This is a genomic window from Actinotignum timonense (assembly GCF_900155575.1).
In the GTDB taxonomy this organism is placed as follows: domain Bacteria; phylum Actinomycetota; class Actinomycetes; order Actinomycetales; family Actinomycetaceae; genus Actinotignum; species Actinotignum timonense.
Window position 1 is genome coordinate 707,047 of sequence record NZ_LT706966.1, and the last position, 16,393, is coordinate 723,439.

Sequence of the window (16,393 nt, forward strand, 5' to 3'; positions counted from 1 at the left end):
CCGCCACTATCGCTCAGGTGTGGGGTGCGAAGCGCGGCGCTCACGCCAGTCATGATCACTCAGGCGCCGAGGTTTCCGAAGGCCACCACGTGCACGCCATCGGGGCGGGTGTAACTCAGGCCTGATCCGGTCACCACCACGAGCAGCGGATCCGGACTTTTCACATACCGCTGCGCGAACCGCTGTAGATTCGCGGCTGCCCCATCAATAATGCTCGGGACCGAGCCGAGTTTTACTTCGACCAGCACCGTTCGCCCACCAATATCCAGGATGGCATCCACTTCCAGCCCATCAGCGCTGCGGCCATGATAAATATCGGTACGAGCCAGGTAGCGCAGATCGTGCACAACCTGGGATTCGAAAAGCTGCCCGAGAAACTCCAGGTCGTCCAGGAGTTCGCGCTCGCTCGCGTGCAATGCGGCAGCGGCAAGCGCCGGATCGGTCAGGTGGTGCTTGGGCGCTTCTCGGAGCGGAGCTGCGGAGCGAAGATGCGCGCGCCAGGCTGGCTGCGGCGTCGTAATAAAAATTCGCTGCAAAGAATCGAGGTAATCACGCACCGAATCGCGCGCCAGGCCGGTATCGCGCGCCAGGGCGCTGACGGACATTTCCGTTGCGGTTCCGCGCGCGAGGGAGGTGAGGAGGGCCGCGACGCGCTGCGGGTCGCGATATGTATTGTCCGGGATTCTAATGTCGACGGCGCAGACGGTCTCCAGATAATCACGATTATTAGCACGAGCTTGTTCCGTGTTGAGCTCAAGGTTGCCCGGCCAACCCCCGTGCGCGATGCGCTGGGCAATATCCGGGACGGTGAGGGATGAGGAGGCCGGAGTAATCGCAGCTCCGGGCGGTAATTGCACAAGCTCACGCAGGGAGACGGCGCTGTCGCTATGCCCGGTTTCCGCGAAGGTCATGGTCCCCATCACGAGGCGCGCGAACCGCCCCGCGCCGCTATGGCGGGCGGCGCCCTCGCCGGGAGCGGTGGAGCCAGTAAAAATGAACTGGCCCGGACGGTGGCGCCGATCAATTTCATGCCGGGCCAAATCCCATAGCACCGGGAAAACCTGCCATTCGTCCACGAGCCGCGGGGTATCGCCCTCAAGGACAAGCTGCGGGAGCACCGCCAATTGCTGTTCGAGCTGCGGATCGATATCCGCCTGGATCGCGCTCTTGGCATACCGGCGAGCCGTTTCCGTTTTCCCGCATCCCTTGGGCCCGGTCACGAGCACACCGCCGGCGCGCGCCAGGGCCTCCTCCAGCTCGCTATCGGCCAGCCGAGGGCGGTAGGAGATACTTTCCTGAGCCATATCGCCTGCTTTCATTTTCCCTGATATCTCGCGCTTTTGGGGCGGAGTCGTCAGTTCATGGACCATATAGTCGTCAGTTTATCGGAAATTGAGTCGTCAGTTTGTGGGGATTCCAGTCGTCAGTTTGTGGGCGATGCAGTAGACAGTTTGTAGCGCGCGAGCGACTTCGTTGAAGAAATTATTGATACGGAACTCTATCGGCAGGCGCGGGAGCAAGACGACGGAATTCGGTATTCCATGGACGAGGTCATGCGTATAGCCGCAGAGGATTGAACCGATACCGTCTGACTAAATGAGCCAAGTCAGGAAGGGGCAGATAAGCGGACTAATGGTGTAACTATGCCCTCAGCTTATGGTCAACTATTCACTATCGGCTGGAAAATATGTCAAGCGTGGATGTCACCACCTCAAACAATTCCCGCAGTCTTTCCTAATTGCGCTCTACGACAATCCGCCATATCATTTGAATCAGGATAGATTTTTCGCTTGAATCCATAGGGAACTCCTATCCATCAGAGACACCCGGTGTTAGCCCACCGGGTGTCTCGCATGTAGCGCGGGTTAAGGGTTAATAGACAAAGGGGGCTGCGGACTGTTTATTGGACATTATCGCTTAAAACCGCTTGACGATGCTCCACAATCGTTAAACCATCGAACTTCAAGGTAATACGCTTCTGGTTATAGAAGAACATATACTCGTCTATCGCCTCGCATAACTCATCGGTTGTAGCCCACTTCTTCCCGTGATAAATCTCGGTTTTCATCCGCCCGAAAAACCCCTCACAAGCAGAATTATCCGGACTACACCCCTTCTTCGACATCGACCGCGTCAACCCGTAACGCCGCGTAAGCTCAATCCAGGACACAGACCGGTAGTGGACTCCCCGATCCGAATGGATCACGAGTGGATGCTCACTCTGGCCGGCTTGTAGCTCGTTTAGACGCTGGTGCGGGAGGGTTGCCAGGGCGTTTTCAAGGGAGGAATCAGCCAACACTGAGGTTGGGTGTAATCCCCTCGTATACGCCACGACTTTCCCGTCATAACAGTCAATAATCGGGGAGAGATAAACCTTCCCGTTAGCTGCGTGGAACTCGCTGATATCCGTGAGCCAAAGCCGTCCGGGCTCATCAGCGTGGAAGTCACGCTCGACTAGGTTTTCCGGTGCCGGGCTGATCTCCCCGCCGTAACTAGAGTACTTCCGGCGTGCTTTGGCATACCTGACCGGGATTTCCTCTTCCCGCATCAAGCGCTGGATGACTTTCTCCGAGACCACATACCCAAGCTTTCTAAGCGCTAAACGGATACGCCGATACCCATACGTATACAAGCCCTCGCGCGCGATCTGAGCGATCAACTCACGCAAGCGAGCATGCTTGTCAGGCCGCTCTAGCTGTTTAGCGGTGTAATAGTACGAGCTTGCCGGCAAATCCAAGGTATCTAAGACCATGGCTAGCGGCGTGGTAGAGCGTAGCTGGTTAGCTACCCGTGTTTTCTCTACCGCTTCACTGCGCCCGCCTGTGCGGGCTTTTCCTTTTTTTGCTAGCTCGAGCTGGGCTTTCAAGACGCGTTTCTGCACGATTAAATCGGCTACAAGAGCACGTAATTCTTCCGGGTCTTGGGGTAGCTGGGCTTCCAGTTGGTGGCGGGTTTTCGCTTTGATCTGGTCGCATTCTTTCTCGTTCATGAGTCCTAGACTGCCTTCCGCATCCCACTTTTTAACCCAAGCATAGATGTTTGTGCAGTTCACGATTCCTAGATCCTGGGCGATAGTGTAGGCGTTTTCCCCGCTGCGGAATCGCTTGCAGGCAGTTACTTTCACGTCCGTTGATATTTTCTGGTTAGGGGCGTGTTTCTTCGGTTTTCTCTGCTCTGGTTTCTCGTTGCTATTCCGGATCCATTTGTAGAGCGTGTCTCGGCCTGGGTAGCCCAGTTTACGGACTGTGGCGGTTNCCCAGGAACCCGCACCTGCGCGCGCATTTTTTACGACGACGCCGGCGCCGGCGAAGCCGGCGCGCCCAGCCGGCTGATGGCTAGGCGAGCCGCAGCAGCCGGCGCAGCGGCACCCCGAGCCAGGGAGTCACCAAGCGGATGGCCGGGCCGGTGAGCACGGCCGCCGCGAGGGTGCCTTCGCGCACGCCCACGAGCTCCCCGAGCACCGCGAACGACAATGCGGTGGCCAGAGCAACCAGGGCGGCGTCGTTATAGACCTTGATGGCGCCGAAATTAGTCCAGCGATGCACACCGAAGCGGCGCACTGTTTTTCGGTAGATCGCGATGACCACGCCTTCACCGGCGTTGACGACCGCCCCGGAGCTCACCTCCACGCAGATTCCCACCGCGAGCACCGCCACCCCGCCCAGGCACAGCAGCCACTGGTGGGTGTAACTCGAGTAGGTGATCGGGCCGAGGATCGCGCCGGCCGCGTCGATGCCGGTGGCCATGAGCAGGGCCATCGGTAATTGCAGAAATTCCAGCGGCGGGAATTCGCGGCGCAGCAAAGCCAGCTGAATCACGATGAAGACCACGTGCATGCACCCGGTCAGGGTGCCCACCGAGATTGGCGTCATACGCGAAACCACGTAAGGGAGCGAAGAAATCGGGGAGGTACCCAGGTCGGAGGCAATAGCCAGCTGGATACCGAAGCCCATAATGAACAGGCCCAGGGCCAGCACAAGGTAGCGGATAACCCACAGCCACCACGGGGCGCGCGCCCTACTCATCGGTGACTGTCAAGCGCAGTCCTCCCACCAGAGCCGCGAAGAGGTTATAGATCAGCGCCGCGATCGCGGAGAGCGCGGTCAGAAGCACAATATGAATAATCCCCACCAGCACCGCAAAAGCCATCCAGCGGCCAAATTCCATGTATTCGCCCACCCGCAGCAATTCTTCATTGCCGAGGGTCTCAAATAGATCCGACATCTGCGAGAACACGTGCATGCCATCCAGCACGAACCAGATAAGCATCATCGCGATCACGATCATCACGCCAATCGCCACGGACAGCAGGAAGCCGATTTTCATGGCGGACATCGGCTCCACCTTGGCGATAGTCATCCGGATCCGACGAATGCCCACGGTCTGCTTCGCGGGAGCAGCACCTTCCGGGGCGGAAACCCGCGGGTAGGCGCTGGCCCGATGCCCGGTAGCTGCCCCGCCCACGGCCGGGCCAGCTGATCCGCTGGCGGCCCGCGCCGGGGCGCCAGCGGCGCCGTCGTACTGCATAGCTGAATGCGCCGGCGCGGAAGCAGTGGAAGCAGCCGGACCGGTGTGGCCCTCCGCCGCCACGGGCATGGCCCCGCGCACCCGGGTGGCCTCCAGCCCCGCGCCCTCACGCCCGCGGCCGGGCCCGCTTTCCGGAGTGTGTTGTGTATCTGTCATCTCAGTTCTCCAAGGTTTCAGCGGCCGGTTCTGTAGATTCCGCATCTTCCGCAGCTGCCGTGGGTTCCGTCACCTCAGCAGCTTCCGAAGATTCCGCGGATGCCTCCGCTGCCGGCTGCTCGCCTGCGGCGGGGACCTCTTCTTCGATCTCCACCTCAGCATTACGCGCGACAGCAATAATTCTGTCACCCTTATCGGGCCGCACGAAAGTAACGCCCTGGGTGTTGCGGCCGGTGAGCGACACTTCATCAACCGCGGCGCGCATCACCTTGCCCGATTCCATAATAGCGAGCACCTCGTCACCGCTGGACACCATGAGCGCGCCCACCAGATCCCCGCGGGCCTCGGTCAGCTTTGCCACCTTAATACCCATGCCGGCACGCCCCTGCACCCGGTATTCATCCGCGCTGGTGCGCTTGGCAAAGCCCTGCTCGGTCATCACGAACACCTGGGAATCATCATGCACAACGTCCATGGTCAGCAACGAATCATCCCCGCGGAATTTCATACCCGTCACCCCGGAAGCCGCCCGGCCCATCGGCCGCAGCGCTTCCGCATCCGCGGTGAACCGCAAGGACATCCCGTGGCGGGAGACGAGCAGCAGGTCATCGGCCTCATCCACGAGGGAAGCGGCCACCACCTCATCGCTGGACCCATCCGCGAGCTCGCGCAGCTTAATCGCAATCAAACCGCCCGAGCGCGGGGAATCGTAATCCTGGAGCGGGGTCTTCTTCACCAGCCCGGACTTCGTGGCGAGCACCAGGTACTTTGCGTCGTCGTAACTGCGAATCGAACGCACCGCCGCGATCGTTTCCCCAGGCTGGAAGGCCAGCAGATTCGCCACGTGCTGGCCCTTGGCATCGCGCCCACCCTCGGGAAGCTCGTAACCCTTGAGGCGGTACACCCGCCCGAGGTTCGTGAAGAACAAATGCCAATCGTGGGTGGAGGCAATCCCGAAGTGATCGACCACATCATCCACGCGCAGCGAGGCCCCGCGAATCCCCTTGCCGCCGCGGTGCTGGGCGCGGTATTCGCTCACCTTGGTGCGCTTGACGTAACCCGAGCGCGTGACCGTGACCACCACGTCCTCTTCGGGGATGAGGTCTTCCACGCTCATCTCCCCGTCGTAGGGAAGGATGGTGGTGCGCCGCTCATCACCGTACTTATCGGTAATGGCCTGGAGTTCTTCGGAAATAATGGAGCGCTGGCGATCCTCAGAAGCCAGAATCCCGCGGTAATCCTCCACGAGGGCCCGCTTTTCTTCGTATTCGTCCAGGATCTTCTGGCGTTCCAGGGCGGCCAGGCGGCGCAGCTGCATTTCCAGAATCGCATTGGCCTGGTCCTCATCAATATCGAGGAGTTCCATAAGGCCGGTGCGGGCCACGTCCACGGTGGCCGACGCCCGAATCAGCGCAATAACTTCATCGAGAGCATCGAGGGCCTTGAGGTAGCCCTCCAGAATATGCATGCGCTTGAGCGCCTCATTGAGGCGGTATTCGGTGCGCCGGCGGATCACGTCCATCTGGTGTGCGACCCAGTGCCGCACGAAACCGTCCAGGGAAAGCGTGCGCGGCACCCCGTCCACCAGCGCCAACATATTCGCCGGGAAATTATTTTGCAGTTGCGTATGCTTGTAAAGATTATTGAGGACCACCTTCGGTACCGCGTCGCGTTTAAGAACGACGACGATCCGCTGGCCGGCCCGCCCGGAGGTCTCATCGCGAATATCAGCAATGCCCGGGAGGCGGCCATCCTTGATGCCCTCCACCATTTTGTCCAGCAGCCGATCCGGATTGACCTGGTAGGGCAGATCGGTGATGACCAGGCAGGTACGGCCCCCGATCTCATCGACTTCCACCACGGCGCGCTGGGTGATGGACCCGCGCCCGGTCCGGTAGGCATCCTCGATACCGCGGGTTCCCAGGATCGTTGCCCCGGTGGGGAAATCCGGGCCCTTGATACGGCGCATGAGCTCGCCCAGGAGTTCTTCCCGGGAAGTATCCGGGTGGGCGAGGTACCACTGCACGCCGTCATTCACTTCGCGCAGGTTATGCGGGGGGATGCGGGTCGCCATACCCACCGCGATACCTTCGGAGCCATTGACCAGCAGGTTCGGGAAGCGGGAGGTGAGGATGGTCGGTTCCATAAGCGAGCCATCGTAATTCGGCTCGAAATCAACCGTATTTTCCTTGATATCCCGCACCATTTCCAGGGCGAGGGGAGCCATGCGCGCTTCCGTGTACCGCGGCGCGGCCGCCCCCAGATCACCGGAGGTACCGAAGTTTCCCTGGCCCGATACTAGCGGGTAGCGCATGGACCAGGGTTGGGCCAGGCGCACCATCGTGTCATAAATCGCGGCGTCGCCGTGGGGGTGGTAATGCCCCATAACATCGCCCACGATTTTCGCTGACTTGGAGAAGGAGGAATCTGGCCGGTATCCGCCGTCGTACATCGCGTAGATAACGCGCCGATGCACGGGCTTGAGGCCATCGCGCACGTCCGGCAGCGCGCGACCCACAATAACGGACATGGCGTAATCGAGGTAGGAACTCTCCATTTCGCGCTGGAGATCCACCTCCATAATCGCGCCGTGATTATACGTGGACGTCGTTTCGCTTTCGCTCATAATGATGACAAATCCTAGATATCGAGGAAGCGCACGTCGTGCGCATTACGTTGAATGAAGCCGCGGCGAGAATCCACATCTTCGCCCATAAGAACACTGAAGGTTTCGTCGGTTGCGGCGGCCTCCCCGATGGAGACCTGCTTAAGGGTGCGGAATTCCGGATTCATGGTGGTATCCCACAGTTCCTCCGCGTTCATTTCACCCAGACCCTTGTAACGCTGGATGCGCTGGGATTCTTCGCGAGGCAGCCGCCAGCCCTTGACCTTGCCTTCTTCGAGCACCTCATCGCGTTCCCGATCCGAGAACACGTAAGAATGCGGGGCGTTCGTCCACTTGATGCGGTAGAGCGGGGGCATGGCCAGGAAGACGTGCCCGGCTTCGATCAGCGGGCGCATATAGCGGTACACCAGGGTGAGCAGGAGGGTCGCGATATGCGAGCCATCCACATCCGCATCGGCCATGAAAATGATCTTGTGGTAGCGCAGCTTATCGATATCGAATTCATCGCCGATGCCGGTGCCGAAAGCGGTGATGAGCGATTGGATGGTATCCGAGGAAAGCGCCCGATCCAGGCGGGCCTTTTCCACATTGAGGATCTTGCCGCGGATGGGCATAATCGCCTGGTGTTCCGGATCGCGGCCGTTCACCGCGCTACCGCCGGCGGAATCACCCTCGACGATGAAAATTTCGCATTCCTCGGGTTTATTCGAGGTGCAATCCTTGAGCTTGCCGGGCATGGAAGCTGATTCCAGCACGGATTTGCGGCGGGTGGCTTCCCGGGCTTTGCGGGCCGCGGCGCGCGCGGCAAAAGCCTGGGTGCCCTTGCGGATAATTTCTTTGGCATCCGCCGGGTGAGAATCAAGCCAGTCGTTGAGCTGGGTGTACATCTGCTGCTGCACGAAGGTGCGCGCTTCGGTATTCCCGAGCTTGGTTTTGGTCTGGCCTTCAAACTGGGGGTTGCCCAATTTCACGGAGATCACGGCGGTGAGGCCTTCGCGCACATCATCACCGGAAAGATTCGGGTCTTTATCTTTGAGGAGCCCATGTTCGCGCGCGTACTTATTGATTACCGAGGTGAGGGCGGAGCGGAAGCCTTCTTCGTGCATCCCGCCTTCGGTGGTGTTAATGGTATTCGCGAAGGTATTGACCGATTCGGAGTAGGCCGAGGTCCACTGCATGGCCACTTCCACTTCGATCTGCTTCTCATCATCTTCGGCTTCGAAGTAGATGATGTCGTTATTGATGATGTCCGATTTCTTCATCGAGTTGAGGAACTTGACGTAGTCAAGCAGCCCGCCGGAATAGCAATAGGACACTTCGCGCTTGGCCGGGACCTCCGCGGCGGCTTCCCCTTCCGCCCCGGTGACTTCATCACCTTCCGAAGTAGCGGAGCGGCGCTCATCAATAAGGTTGATACGCAGGTTCTTATTGAGGAAGGCCATCTGGTGGAAACGCTTGCGCAGTGTTTCGAAATCATAATCCGTGGTTTCGAAAATATCCGGATTGGCCCAGAAGGTTTGGGTGGTTCCCGTTTCGGTAGTTTCTTCCCCGCGTTCCAGTTCCCGGGTGGGCACCCCGTTTTCGTACGCGATCCGCCATACATAACCATCGCGCTTGACGATGGTTTCCATCCGGGTGGAGAGCGCATTCACCACGGATACACCCACGCCGTGCAGGCCGCCGGACACCGCGTAGCCGCCCTGGCCGAATTTCCCGCCGGCGTGCAGCACGGTCATCACAACTTCCACCGCGGGGCGCCCTTCGGTGGGATGCATATCCACCGGGATGCCGCGCCCGTTATCTTCCACGCGCACCCCGCCATCTTCGCGCAGGGTCACCGTGATGGTATCCGCGTAGCCGGCCAGCGCCTCGTCAACCGAATTATCTACAACTTCGTAGACCAGGTGGTGCAGGCCGCGCTCCCCGGTGGAGCCGATATACATACCGGGGCGCTTGCGCACCGCCTCCAGGCCCTCGAGGACGGTAATATTCGATGCGTCATAGGACTGATCGGGGGATACTTCGCCGACGTGATGCGCAGGGCCCTGCGGGGCCGGATTCTGCGGGGCCGAATTCTGCTCCGGCTGCGAGGCCGGGTTTTGTTCCGGCTGCTGCACCGGTTCGGGATGACTCGTTGTTTCCGACACGCGCGGAACACTCCTTCAGGCTAACTCTCAAAAATGGGCCTCTCCCGCATTGACCGCCGTTCTGGTAGGTACCTACGCTGGAGAGTCCCTCGTCTATTCTAGCCTATAAGCAGCTACGAAACTGAGACGGAGGACCGCTGTGCTGGAGATGTCCGAGCAAGAATTCGAGGAGGCGGTGGCCGATGCCATCGATCTGCTGCCCGAAGCTTTCCTCACCTCCCTTCCCAATGTGGTGTTTTTGGTGGAGGAGGAGCCCGAACCCGATATGCTCCGCCCGGAAGATTACGATGAGGACGGCCTGCCCGCGGTACTCGGTTTTTACGACGGGGTAGCGCTCACCGAGCGCGGCGATGATGCCGGCTTACTTCCCGACCGCATCTTTATTTTCCGCGGCCCGCTCATGCGCTGGTGCGAAACGCGCGAAGAATTGGTGGAGGAAATCGGGGTCACCATTATCCACGAGGTCGGGCATTTTTACGGTTTAGACGACGACGCCCTGCACGCCCTGGGCTGGGAATAGCCAGTATAGGTAGGGCTGGCTAGCCGTAGGTATCGCGGGGTCCGCGGCCGGGAACCGAGAGTGGCCCGTGCTTCCAACTGGGCCGATGCGGGCCCAAAATCACAATCTCCTTGACGATCCCCTCCCCTATTTCCGCGGCTATCCGCCCGGAAAGGGTAGCGAGGAGCGCGCGCATCTGAGTTTTCCACGAGGTAGAGGAGGCGCGCAGGGTGAGGACGCCGTCGTCGGAAAAATCTTCAATACGGCAGTGCCGCGCTACATTCGGTCCCACAATCGCATCCCAGCGCGCGGAGACGGAGGCGATATCGAGGTGACTTTGCCAGCCGCGGTCGCGGATGGTGCGGGCCAGGAGTTCACCGACCGGATGCGGGTCGCGCCAGGAGGGCCGAGCCCCGGAACCCACATCGCCCCAGCCCGGGCCGGGGCTGGCCACCGGGTCACCGATGCGATCAGCGGTGCCAGATTCGCCGGGCGCGCCCGCACCGCTCGCCGCGAGGTAGCGGGGGGCGGCAGCGGGGCGGCGAGTGCGCACATCCCCGCGCCGAAACGCCGCTTCCCGGGCGGCATCCAGGGCGTGGAGCGCGAAAAGATCGCCGGCATCACGCACCATCGCGAACCTCCCCGGTAATGCTGCCGGCCGCGATATGGAGGCGGTCCCCGCGCAGGCTGTCGGGCAGGTCATCACCCACCGCGGCGGTCACAATCACCTGCTCGGCGCCGGCCACCAGCTCGGCCAGGCGCTCCCGGCGCCGGGCATCGAGTTCGGCAAAAACATCGTCGAGGAGGAGGATAGGTTCGCCGTCCTCACTCAGTAATTTCCAGCAGGCCAGGCGCAGCGCGAGGGCAAAACTCCAGCTTTCCCCGTGGCTGGCATAGCCTTTGGCCGGCAAGGTTCCCAAAGATAAGCGCAGGTCATCGCGGTGCGGGCCCACCAGGTTCACACCCCGCTCAATTTCTTGATCCCGGCGTTCATCCAGTTGGGAGCGCAGCAAAGCCCGGGCGGTTTCCACATCCCGCAGTGCATCTTCCTGGGAGGTGACAGCGTGGCAGCTGGCGTCGTCGTCGTTTAAAAGCGCGGCGGCATCGGGCAGGGTGAAGGTGCCGCGCCACGCGTTTGCCGCGTAATCGAGACGGGCGTGCCCGCGGTTGCCGGAGACCACGTTGTACATCTCCGTGACGTACGGGCGCAGCCGCGCCACCAATTCGGCGCGGGCGGCCACGATCTGGGCGGCGAGGGCGGCCAGCTGTTCATCCCACACATCAATCGCGGCGTGATCCACGGCTTTCCCGCGGCGGCGCGCGGCTCCGGCTGTTTTGAGGAGTGCGGCGCGCTGGCGGATCACGCGCTCGTATTCGCTTTTCACGGAAGCGAGCCGCGGGCGCAGCTGCACCATGAGGTCGTCCAGAAAAGCGCGCCGGACCGCGGGTTCGCCGCGCACAAGCGCCAAATCTTCGGGCGCGAAAAGCACCGCGCGGATTGTGCCAAGAATTTCTATCGGGCGCACGTTCCCGCGATTGAGGCGGGCCCGGTTGGCGCGCCCGGCATAAATTTCCACTTCTACGGTGGTGGGCGATTCGCCGCGCAGCACCCGGGCCTGCACCACGCCGGCGGCCGCACCTTGGCGGATCAGCGCATTATCGGAGGAGACCCGGTGGGAGGTGAGGGTGGCCAGGTAGCCGATGGCCTCCACCAGATTGGTTTTTCCCTGGCCGTTTTCGCCCACGAGGATGGTCACCCCGGGGCGGAAACGCGCCACTTCACGCCGGTAATTACGAAAATCCGCCAGCGCTAAGTCAGAGATGTACACTCACACCCGCGCCTTAGGAGTAGGTGCGAATCGGCATGAGGAGGAGGCGGAACTCATCCGTATCTGAGCCGGTTTCTTCGGGCTGGCCGGTAATAACCGCCGGTTTCGTGGGGCTGGTGAAGGACAGGCGCACGAAAGGCGTATCCACCGCGGTCAGGCCGTCTTGCAGGTAAGCCGGGTTGAAAGCCATCGCAATATCTTCCCCGGTGAGGGTAGCCGGCAGGGCTTCACTGGTTTGTGCCGAATCATTTTGACCGGCGTCCAAAACCACGCTGCCTTCGCTGAAGCTCAGGCGCACCGCACTATTTTTTTCGACGACGAGCCGCGCACGCTTGATGGCATCGAGCAGCATAAGGCGATCAATCACGGCGTACCCATTGACGGTATCCGGGAAGAGGGCCCGCACCTGCGGGTAATCCCCGTCGATGAGGCGGGCCACGTTCTGGCGGTCCGCGGCCCGGAAACCGATGAGGCCGGTACGGCCGGTGGTATCCAGGGTCATGCGCACATTACCCACCGAGCCGAGGGACTTAGCGATATCGGACAGGCGGCTGGCCCGCACCAGGATGCGCGCGGAAATCTGCGGATCTTCCGGTTCCCAGGTGAGGTTGGCGATGGCCAGGCGGTAGCGGTCCGTTGCCATGAGCGCAATATTTTCACCGTTGATTTCGATGCAGACCGAGACGAGAAGCGGGAGGGTGTCATCGGTGGAGGCGGCGGTGACGGCCTGGGCCACCGCGTGCTGCCAGGCCGCGCCGTCCACCACGCCGGAAACCCCATCGAGAGGCGGGGCAGCCGGGTAATCTTCCAGCGGCATCGAGGTCATCACCATGCGCGAGGAACCGCATTGCAGATCGAGTTTGGTTCCTTCAACCGTGAGGTCAATGGGCTTATTGGGCAGGGCGCGGGCGTATTCGGCTAGCAGGCGCCCATGCACCAAAATGGTTCCGGCTTCTTCCACATCCCCCGTGATTTCGGCATAGGAAGAAATATCGGGATCGTAGGAGGAAAGCGCAATGACGCCGGTGTCTTTGGCTTCGATTTTGATCCCGGAGAGGATGGGCAGCGAAGGGCGGGTGGGGATAGTGCGTGCCGTCCACGAGACGGCGTCCGCGAAGACATCGTGTTCAATCCGCAATTTCACAGCGAACCTTCCTCCCAATAACAAGAAACGTCTAGGGCTACTTTACGCGAGGGAGGGCCCGGAAGGAAAAGAATTTAGCGGCTTTGTAATTACACCAGTGTAATTTACGGTGCGCGGGTGCACCGACCCTCGGCGACCGTTTGTTGTTCATGCGGGTGTTAATAGGTAGTGGTAGTAGTAGGTGCTGTGGACACTGTGGAAATGTGTTCGAAACGGCGCGAGCATGCGGATCTGGGCTGTGGATGAGCCTGTGGACGGCGCTGTGGATAATATCGGCTTTCGGGGGATGAGACACTTTGGGCTTTCGGCTATCCACCGCTAGATCTCGCCGATCCGCTTAATTTACGCCCGTGTCCACAGCTTATCCGCAAGCCCTGTGGATAGTGTTCGCGCAGGTAGTGTGGGTGAGGAAATAGGGCGGTTTGTGAAGCGGGCTGTGAGCCAGGCGTGACATAGACGTGCCGGACTTGAAACATGACTTGGCTCATTTAGTCAGGTTTTTGGGAGCGGGCGTGCTGGAGCGGTGGAGGAAAACGCGGGAAAGCGCTGGAATAAGCCGAAAAGTCGCTTCGATAGTGGAGTCCGCTTAGTCAGGTGGCTGCGTCGTCGTACTAAAGTCGCACTACACGTGCCGTACTACATGTGCCGCACGGACGAAACGCGAGTTACAAAGTTACAGAGCTACTCCGCCTGGCTGGCGGCCTGCTTAATACGCACGGAGAGCTCGGAGACCTGGTTATAGGTGGTCTGCCGCTCGGCCATCTGCTTATCGATTTTGCGATACGCGTGCATAACGGTGGTGTGATCGCGCCCGCCGAAAAGCGAACCGATCTTCGGGAGGGACAGATCCGTCATTTCCCGGCACAGGTACATGGCGATTTGCCGCGCGGTCACCGGGATCCGGGAACGATCCGCGCTGGTCAGGTCATCAATCGTGATGGAGAAGTAATTCGCGGTTTGCGCCATGATGAGGCTCGGCTTAATATCCACCGAGTCAGGATTGGTAATGAGATCCTTGAGAACCATCTCGGACAGCGTAAGCGAAACCGGCTGTTTAGATAGATCCGCGAAGGCGGTGACCCGCCGCAGCGCCCCTTCCATTTCGCGCACATTCGTGGTCATATGCGTGGCGATATATTCATGCACCTCGCGCGGCACACTAATGCCATCCACATGCGCTTTCTTTTCCAGAATGGCGATACGAGTTTCCAGATTTGGGCGGTCAATACTGGCCACCACCCCGGAATTGAAACGCGAGAGCATCCGCTCTTCAAAACCGTTGAGCAGATTGGGCGCCACATCGGAGGTAATAACAATCTGCTTATTGGAATTCGTCAGGGCGTTGAACGTGTGGAAGAACTCCTCCACGGTGGTATCACGCCCGCCAATGAACTGGATATCGTCGATCAGCAAAATATCGACTTTGCGGAAAGAATCCTTGAATTCACTCTGCCGCCCGTCACGCACTGCGTTAATAAAAGCGTTGGTGAACTCTTCGGCGCTGATATAGCGCACGTGAATATTCGGGTAGAGTGAAATCGCATAATTCCCAATCGCGTGCATAAGATGCGTTTTCCCCATCCCGGAATCCGAGTAGAGAAACAGCGGATTATAGGTAGTCCCGGGCGCTTCCGAGACCGCTAGCGAGGTCGCAGTCGGAAAACGATTCGAATCCCCAATCACGAAATTATCGAAAGTGTATTTCGGGTTGAGCCCGGCGGCCGTGGACATCGCCGCAAACGACGGATCGGCGGAATTCCCGTAAATTTTTTCTTCCCCGGAAGCCATCATTTGGGTAGCGAGCGAGGTCGGCTCGGTTGTTTCGACCGGCGCGGTTGCATGTGGTGCCGGCACGTGCGGTGCCGGTGTATGTGGCGCGCTTGCGTGGCTGGTATTGAGGGCCGACGGCGCAGCTGGAGCCACCGGCTCGCCCGGCGCATCAGGGAAAGCTCCCGGTTCCTCCAAGGTGAAATCACGGTAGGTCGCGGACTTATTCCATTCCGAATCCGGGGAGAGCGCGGTGGGAGTTTCCGCCCGGCGCGGAGCCGGAGCGGCCTCAACCGGGCGGGTTTCGCGGCGCTCAGTAGCCGGGAGCGGGGATTCATTCACGCTCGGATCAATGGAAATCACCAGGCGAATGCTGTGGCCCAGAATATTGGAGAGCGCCCCGGTCATGAGATCGGCAACGTGTTCCTCGATCCAGTTCTTCACGAACTCGGATCCCACCACGATCATAAAAATGTCCTCCGCGGTGGCCAGCGGGTGGGCCATGCGCACAAAAGCGGATTGCGAATCGGAGAGATCGCCCTGCATACGCAGCAATTCCAAGGCAGCAAGCCAAGCATCGCGCGCGGGGTTCATCTCCGCCATGACATCCTCCTGAGGACTCTTTCAAGAAAAAAGGGGGCGAGCCTCGCAGCCAGGTGATCCGAGCGCCGTTGATGATCACGACTGTAAGTTTCACGGTATCTGGTGAGGCCATGCCCTATCTGTCTGCCTATCGTAGGTGAATGACGCGCAACACGCTAACGAGTTATCCACAGGCTTCTCCACACCTGTGGAAATTACATCTCTGTTATTCACAGGTCACTTGCGCGCTGTGGAGCCTTAAAAACCTATCCTCAGATTTTTCCACAGATGTGTATAGGCCGAAAAAATTGCTTTGGTACGTGTTTTCTCACAGTGATCATCCTTGAGATAACGGTCACCGCACGCTAAAAACCTTTGACTCACCGGCCTGATCTCGCGTAAAGTCATCTAGTCCATGCGTGGTTCAGCCGCGCGTTATTTGTCAAGAAGGGCCGCCACCACTTGTGGATAAGCCCGTCAATATCTAGTGGAGGGGATCACCGTGGTTAAGCGGACTTTCCAGCCGAATAATCGCCGTCGCGCTAAGGTACACGGTTTCCGCAAGCGCATGTCGACCCGCGCGGGTCGCGCTGTTCTGGCAGCTCGCCGTCGCAAGGGTCGCGCCAAGATTTCGGCTCAGTAAATGCTTCCAGCCGTTCACCGCATGCGGAGTTCGGCGGATTTCGACTCGGCCTTTTCCGGAGCGCGCGGCTCTGCCCGGCGCGTCCAAGTCATCCTCGGCTCCCAGTCGGAATCGACCCTAACCGGCCCTCACCCTGTGCGGGTCGGTTTTGTCGTATCCAAAGCTGTGGGAAATTCCGTGGTGCGGCATCGGGTATACCGGCAACTGCGCCATCTCATGCGTGCGCGCCTACATTTTTTCGACGACGGCGATCTCGTCGTCGTTCGAGCTTTTCCGGCCGCGGCGGGAAGCAGCAGCGCGCAACTCGGTGAAGACCTGGACCGCGCGCTTGCCAAGGCGCGGGCGCAAGCAGCGCGTACGCACGAAACACGCGAATACCAAAGTGTGGATCTAGCAGGGCATACGCAAACAGCAGGCAAGCAAGAAACGCGGGCGGTGAACGCTTCATGACGCAAACGCCGGCAAGCGCGCAA

General features: G+C 60.1%; 13 protein-coding genes. 3 read left to right on the forward strand and 10 right to left on the reverse strand.

The window, feature by feature from the left end; all coding sequences use genetic code 11:
• Window positions 1-59: 59 nt before the first annotated feature.
• The 6 genes from CZ322_RS02955 to gyrB form a co-directional block, all read right to left on the reverse strand.
• Window positions 60-1,304 carry an ATP-binding protein gene (locus CZ322_RS02955; RefSeq protein ID WP_234984436.1) on the reverse strand — a complete coding sequence of 415 codons (1,245 nt, stop codon included), beginning with the start codon at window positions 1,302-1,304 and terminating at the stop codon, window positions 60-62.
• A gap of 596 nt (window positions 1,305-1,900) precedes the next feature.
• Entirely contained in the window at window positions 1,901-3,124 is a 1,224-nt protein-coding gene (locus CZ322_RS02960) for an IS3 family transposase (protein ID WP_159454980.1), read from the reverse strand.
• 211 nt (window positions 3,125-3,335) lie between these two features.
• Window positions 3,336-4,025 carry a YczE/YyaS/YitT family protein gene (locus CZ322_RS02965; RefSeq protein WP_087070150.1) on the reverse strand — a complete coding sequence of 230 codons (690 nt, stop codon included), beginning with the start codon at window positions 4,023-4,025 and terminating at the stop codon, window positions 3,336-3,338.
• On the reverse strand, window positions 4,018-4,683 hold the full coding sequence (locus tag CZ322_RS10225) for a DUF3566 domain-containing protein (RefSeq protein WP_234984437.1): 666 nt from the start codon (window positions 4,681-4,683) through the stop codon (window positions 4,018-4,020). Before CZ322_RS10225 ends, CZ322_RS02965 begins: the two co-directional genes overlap by 8 nt.
• A gap of 1 nt (window position 4,684) precedes the next feature.
• Entirely contained in the window at window positions 4,685-7,309 is a 2,625-nt protein-coding gene (gene gyrA, locus CZ322_RS02975) for a DNA gyrase subunit A (RefSeq protein ID WP_087070151.1), read from the reverse strand.
• Window positions 7,310-7,323: 14 nt separating this feature from the next.
• A complete protein-coding gene (gene gyrB, locus CZ322_RS02980) occupies window positions 7,324-9,456 on the reverse strand; it encodes a DNA topoisomerase (ATP-hydrolyzing) subunit B (protein WP_087070152.1) in 2,133 nt (710 codons plus the stop codon).
• Window positions 9,457-9,604: 148 nt separating this feature from the next.
• Between gyrB and CZ322_RS02985 the strand changes: the two genes are divergently transcribed.
• Window positions 9,605-9,976 (forward strand): metallopeptidase family protein, encoded by a 372-nt coding sequence (locus tag CZ322_RS02985; RefSeq protein ID WP_180948693.1) that lies wholly within the window; start codon window positions 9,605-9,607, stop codon window positions 9,974-9,976.
• Between the two features lie 19 nt (window positions 9,977-9,995).
• Here CZ322_RS02985 and CZ322_RS02990 read toward each other — a convergent pair whose 3' ends face one another.
• From CZ322_RS02990 to dnaA, 4 genes are all read right to left on the reverse strand, one after another.
• On the reverse strand, window positions 9,996-10,586 hold the full coding sequence (locus CZ322_RS02990; RefSeq protein WP_087070154.1) for a DciA family protein: 591 nt from the start codon (window positions 10,584-10,586) through the stop codon (window positions 9,996-9,998).
• Window positions 10,576-11,784 carry a DNA replication/repair protein RecF gene (recF, locus tag CZ322_RS02995; protein WP_087070155.1) on the reverse strand — a complete coding sequence of 403 codons (1,209 nt, stop codon included), beginning with the start codon at window positions 11,782-11,784 and terminating at the stop codon, window positions 10,576-10,578. The genes CZ322_RS02990 and recF overlap by 11 nt, the downstream gene beginning before the upstream one ends.
• A 13-nt stretch (window positions 11,785-11,797) precedes the next feature.
• Window positions 11,798-12,928, reverse strand: a complete 1,131-nt coding sequence (dnaN, locus tag CZ322_RS03000; protein ID WP_087070156.1) for a DNA polymerase III subunit beta — start codon at window positions 12,926-12,928, stop codon at window positions 11,798-11,800.
• A gap of 681 nt (window positions 12,929-13,609) precedes the next feature.
• Window positions 13,610-15,298: a chromosomal replication initiator protein DnaA gene (gene dnaA / locus CZ322_RS03005; RefSeq protein WP_087070157.1), complete on the reverse strand. Its 1,689-nt coding sequence runs from the start codon at window positions 15,296-15,298 to the stop codon at window positions 13,610-13,612.
• A 481-nt stretch (window positions 15,299-15,779) separates the two neighbouring features.
• Between dnaA and rpmH the strand changes: the two genes are divergently transcribed.
• Window positions 15,780-15,920, forward strand: coding sequence for a 50S ribosomal protein L34 (gene rpmH / locus CZ322_RS03010; protein ID WP_039898524.1), 141 nt, complete (start codon window positions 15,780-15,782; stop codon window positions 15,918-15,920).
• Window positions 15,921-16,370 (forward strand): ribonuclease P protein component, encoded by a 450-nt coding sequence (gene rnpA, locus CZ322_RS03015; RefSeq protein ID WP_087070158.1) that lies wholly within the window; start codon window positions 15,921-15,923, stop codon window positions 16,368-16,370.
• Window positions 16,371-16,393: the final 23 nt, after the last annotated feature.

What these genes read in the sequence shown, in the direction of transcription:
- CZ322_RS02955 (WP_234984436.1), bottom strand. Translation starts at nt 1,304, where the DNA reads ATGGCTCAGGAAAGTATCTCCTACCGCCCTCGGCTGGCCGATAGCGAG.
- CZ322_RS02965 (WP_087070150.1), bottom strand. Translation starts at nt 4,025, where the DNA reads ATGAGTAGGGCGCGCGCCCCGTGGTGGCTGTGGGTTATCCGCTACCTT.
- CZ322_RS10225 (WP_234984437.1), bottom strand. Translation starts at nt 4,683, where the DNA reads ATGACAGATACACAACACACTCCGGAAAGCGGGCCCGGCCGCGGGCGT.
- gyrA (WP_087070151.1), bottom strand. Translation starts at nt 7,309, where the DNA reads ATGAGCGAAAGCGAAACGACGTCCACGTATAATCACGGCGCGATTATG.
- CZ322_RS02985 (WP_180948693.1), top strand. Translation starts at nt 9,605, where the DNA reads ATGTCCGAGCAAGAATTCGAGGAGGCGGTGGCCGATGCCATCGATCTG.
- CZ322_RS02990 (WP_087070154.1), bottom strand. Translation starts at nt 10,586, where the DNA reads ATGGTGCGTGATGCCGGCGATCTTTTCGCGCTCCACGCCCTGGATGCC.
- dnaA (WP_087070157.1), bottom strand. Translation starts at nt 15,298, where the DNA reads ATGGCGGAGATGAACCCCGCGCGCGATGCTTGGCTTGCTGCCTTGGAA.
- rnpA (WP_087070158.1), top strand. Translation starts at nt 15,921, where the DNA reads ATGCTTCCAGCCGTTCACCGCATGCGGAGTTCGGCGGATTTCGACTCG.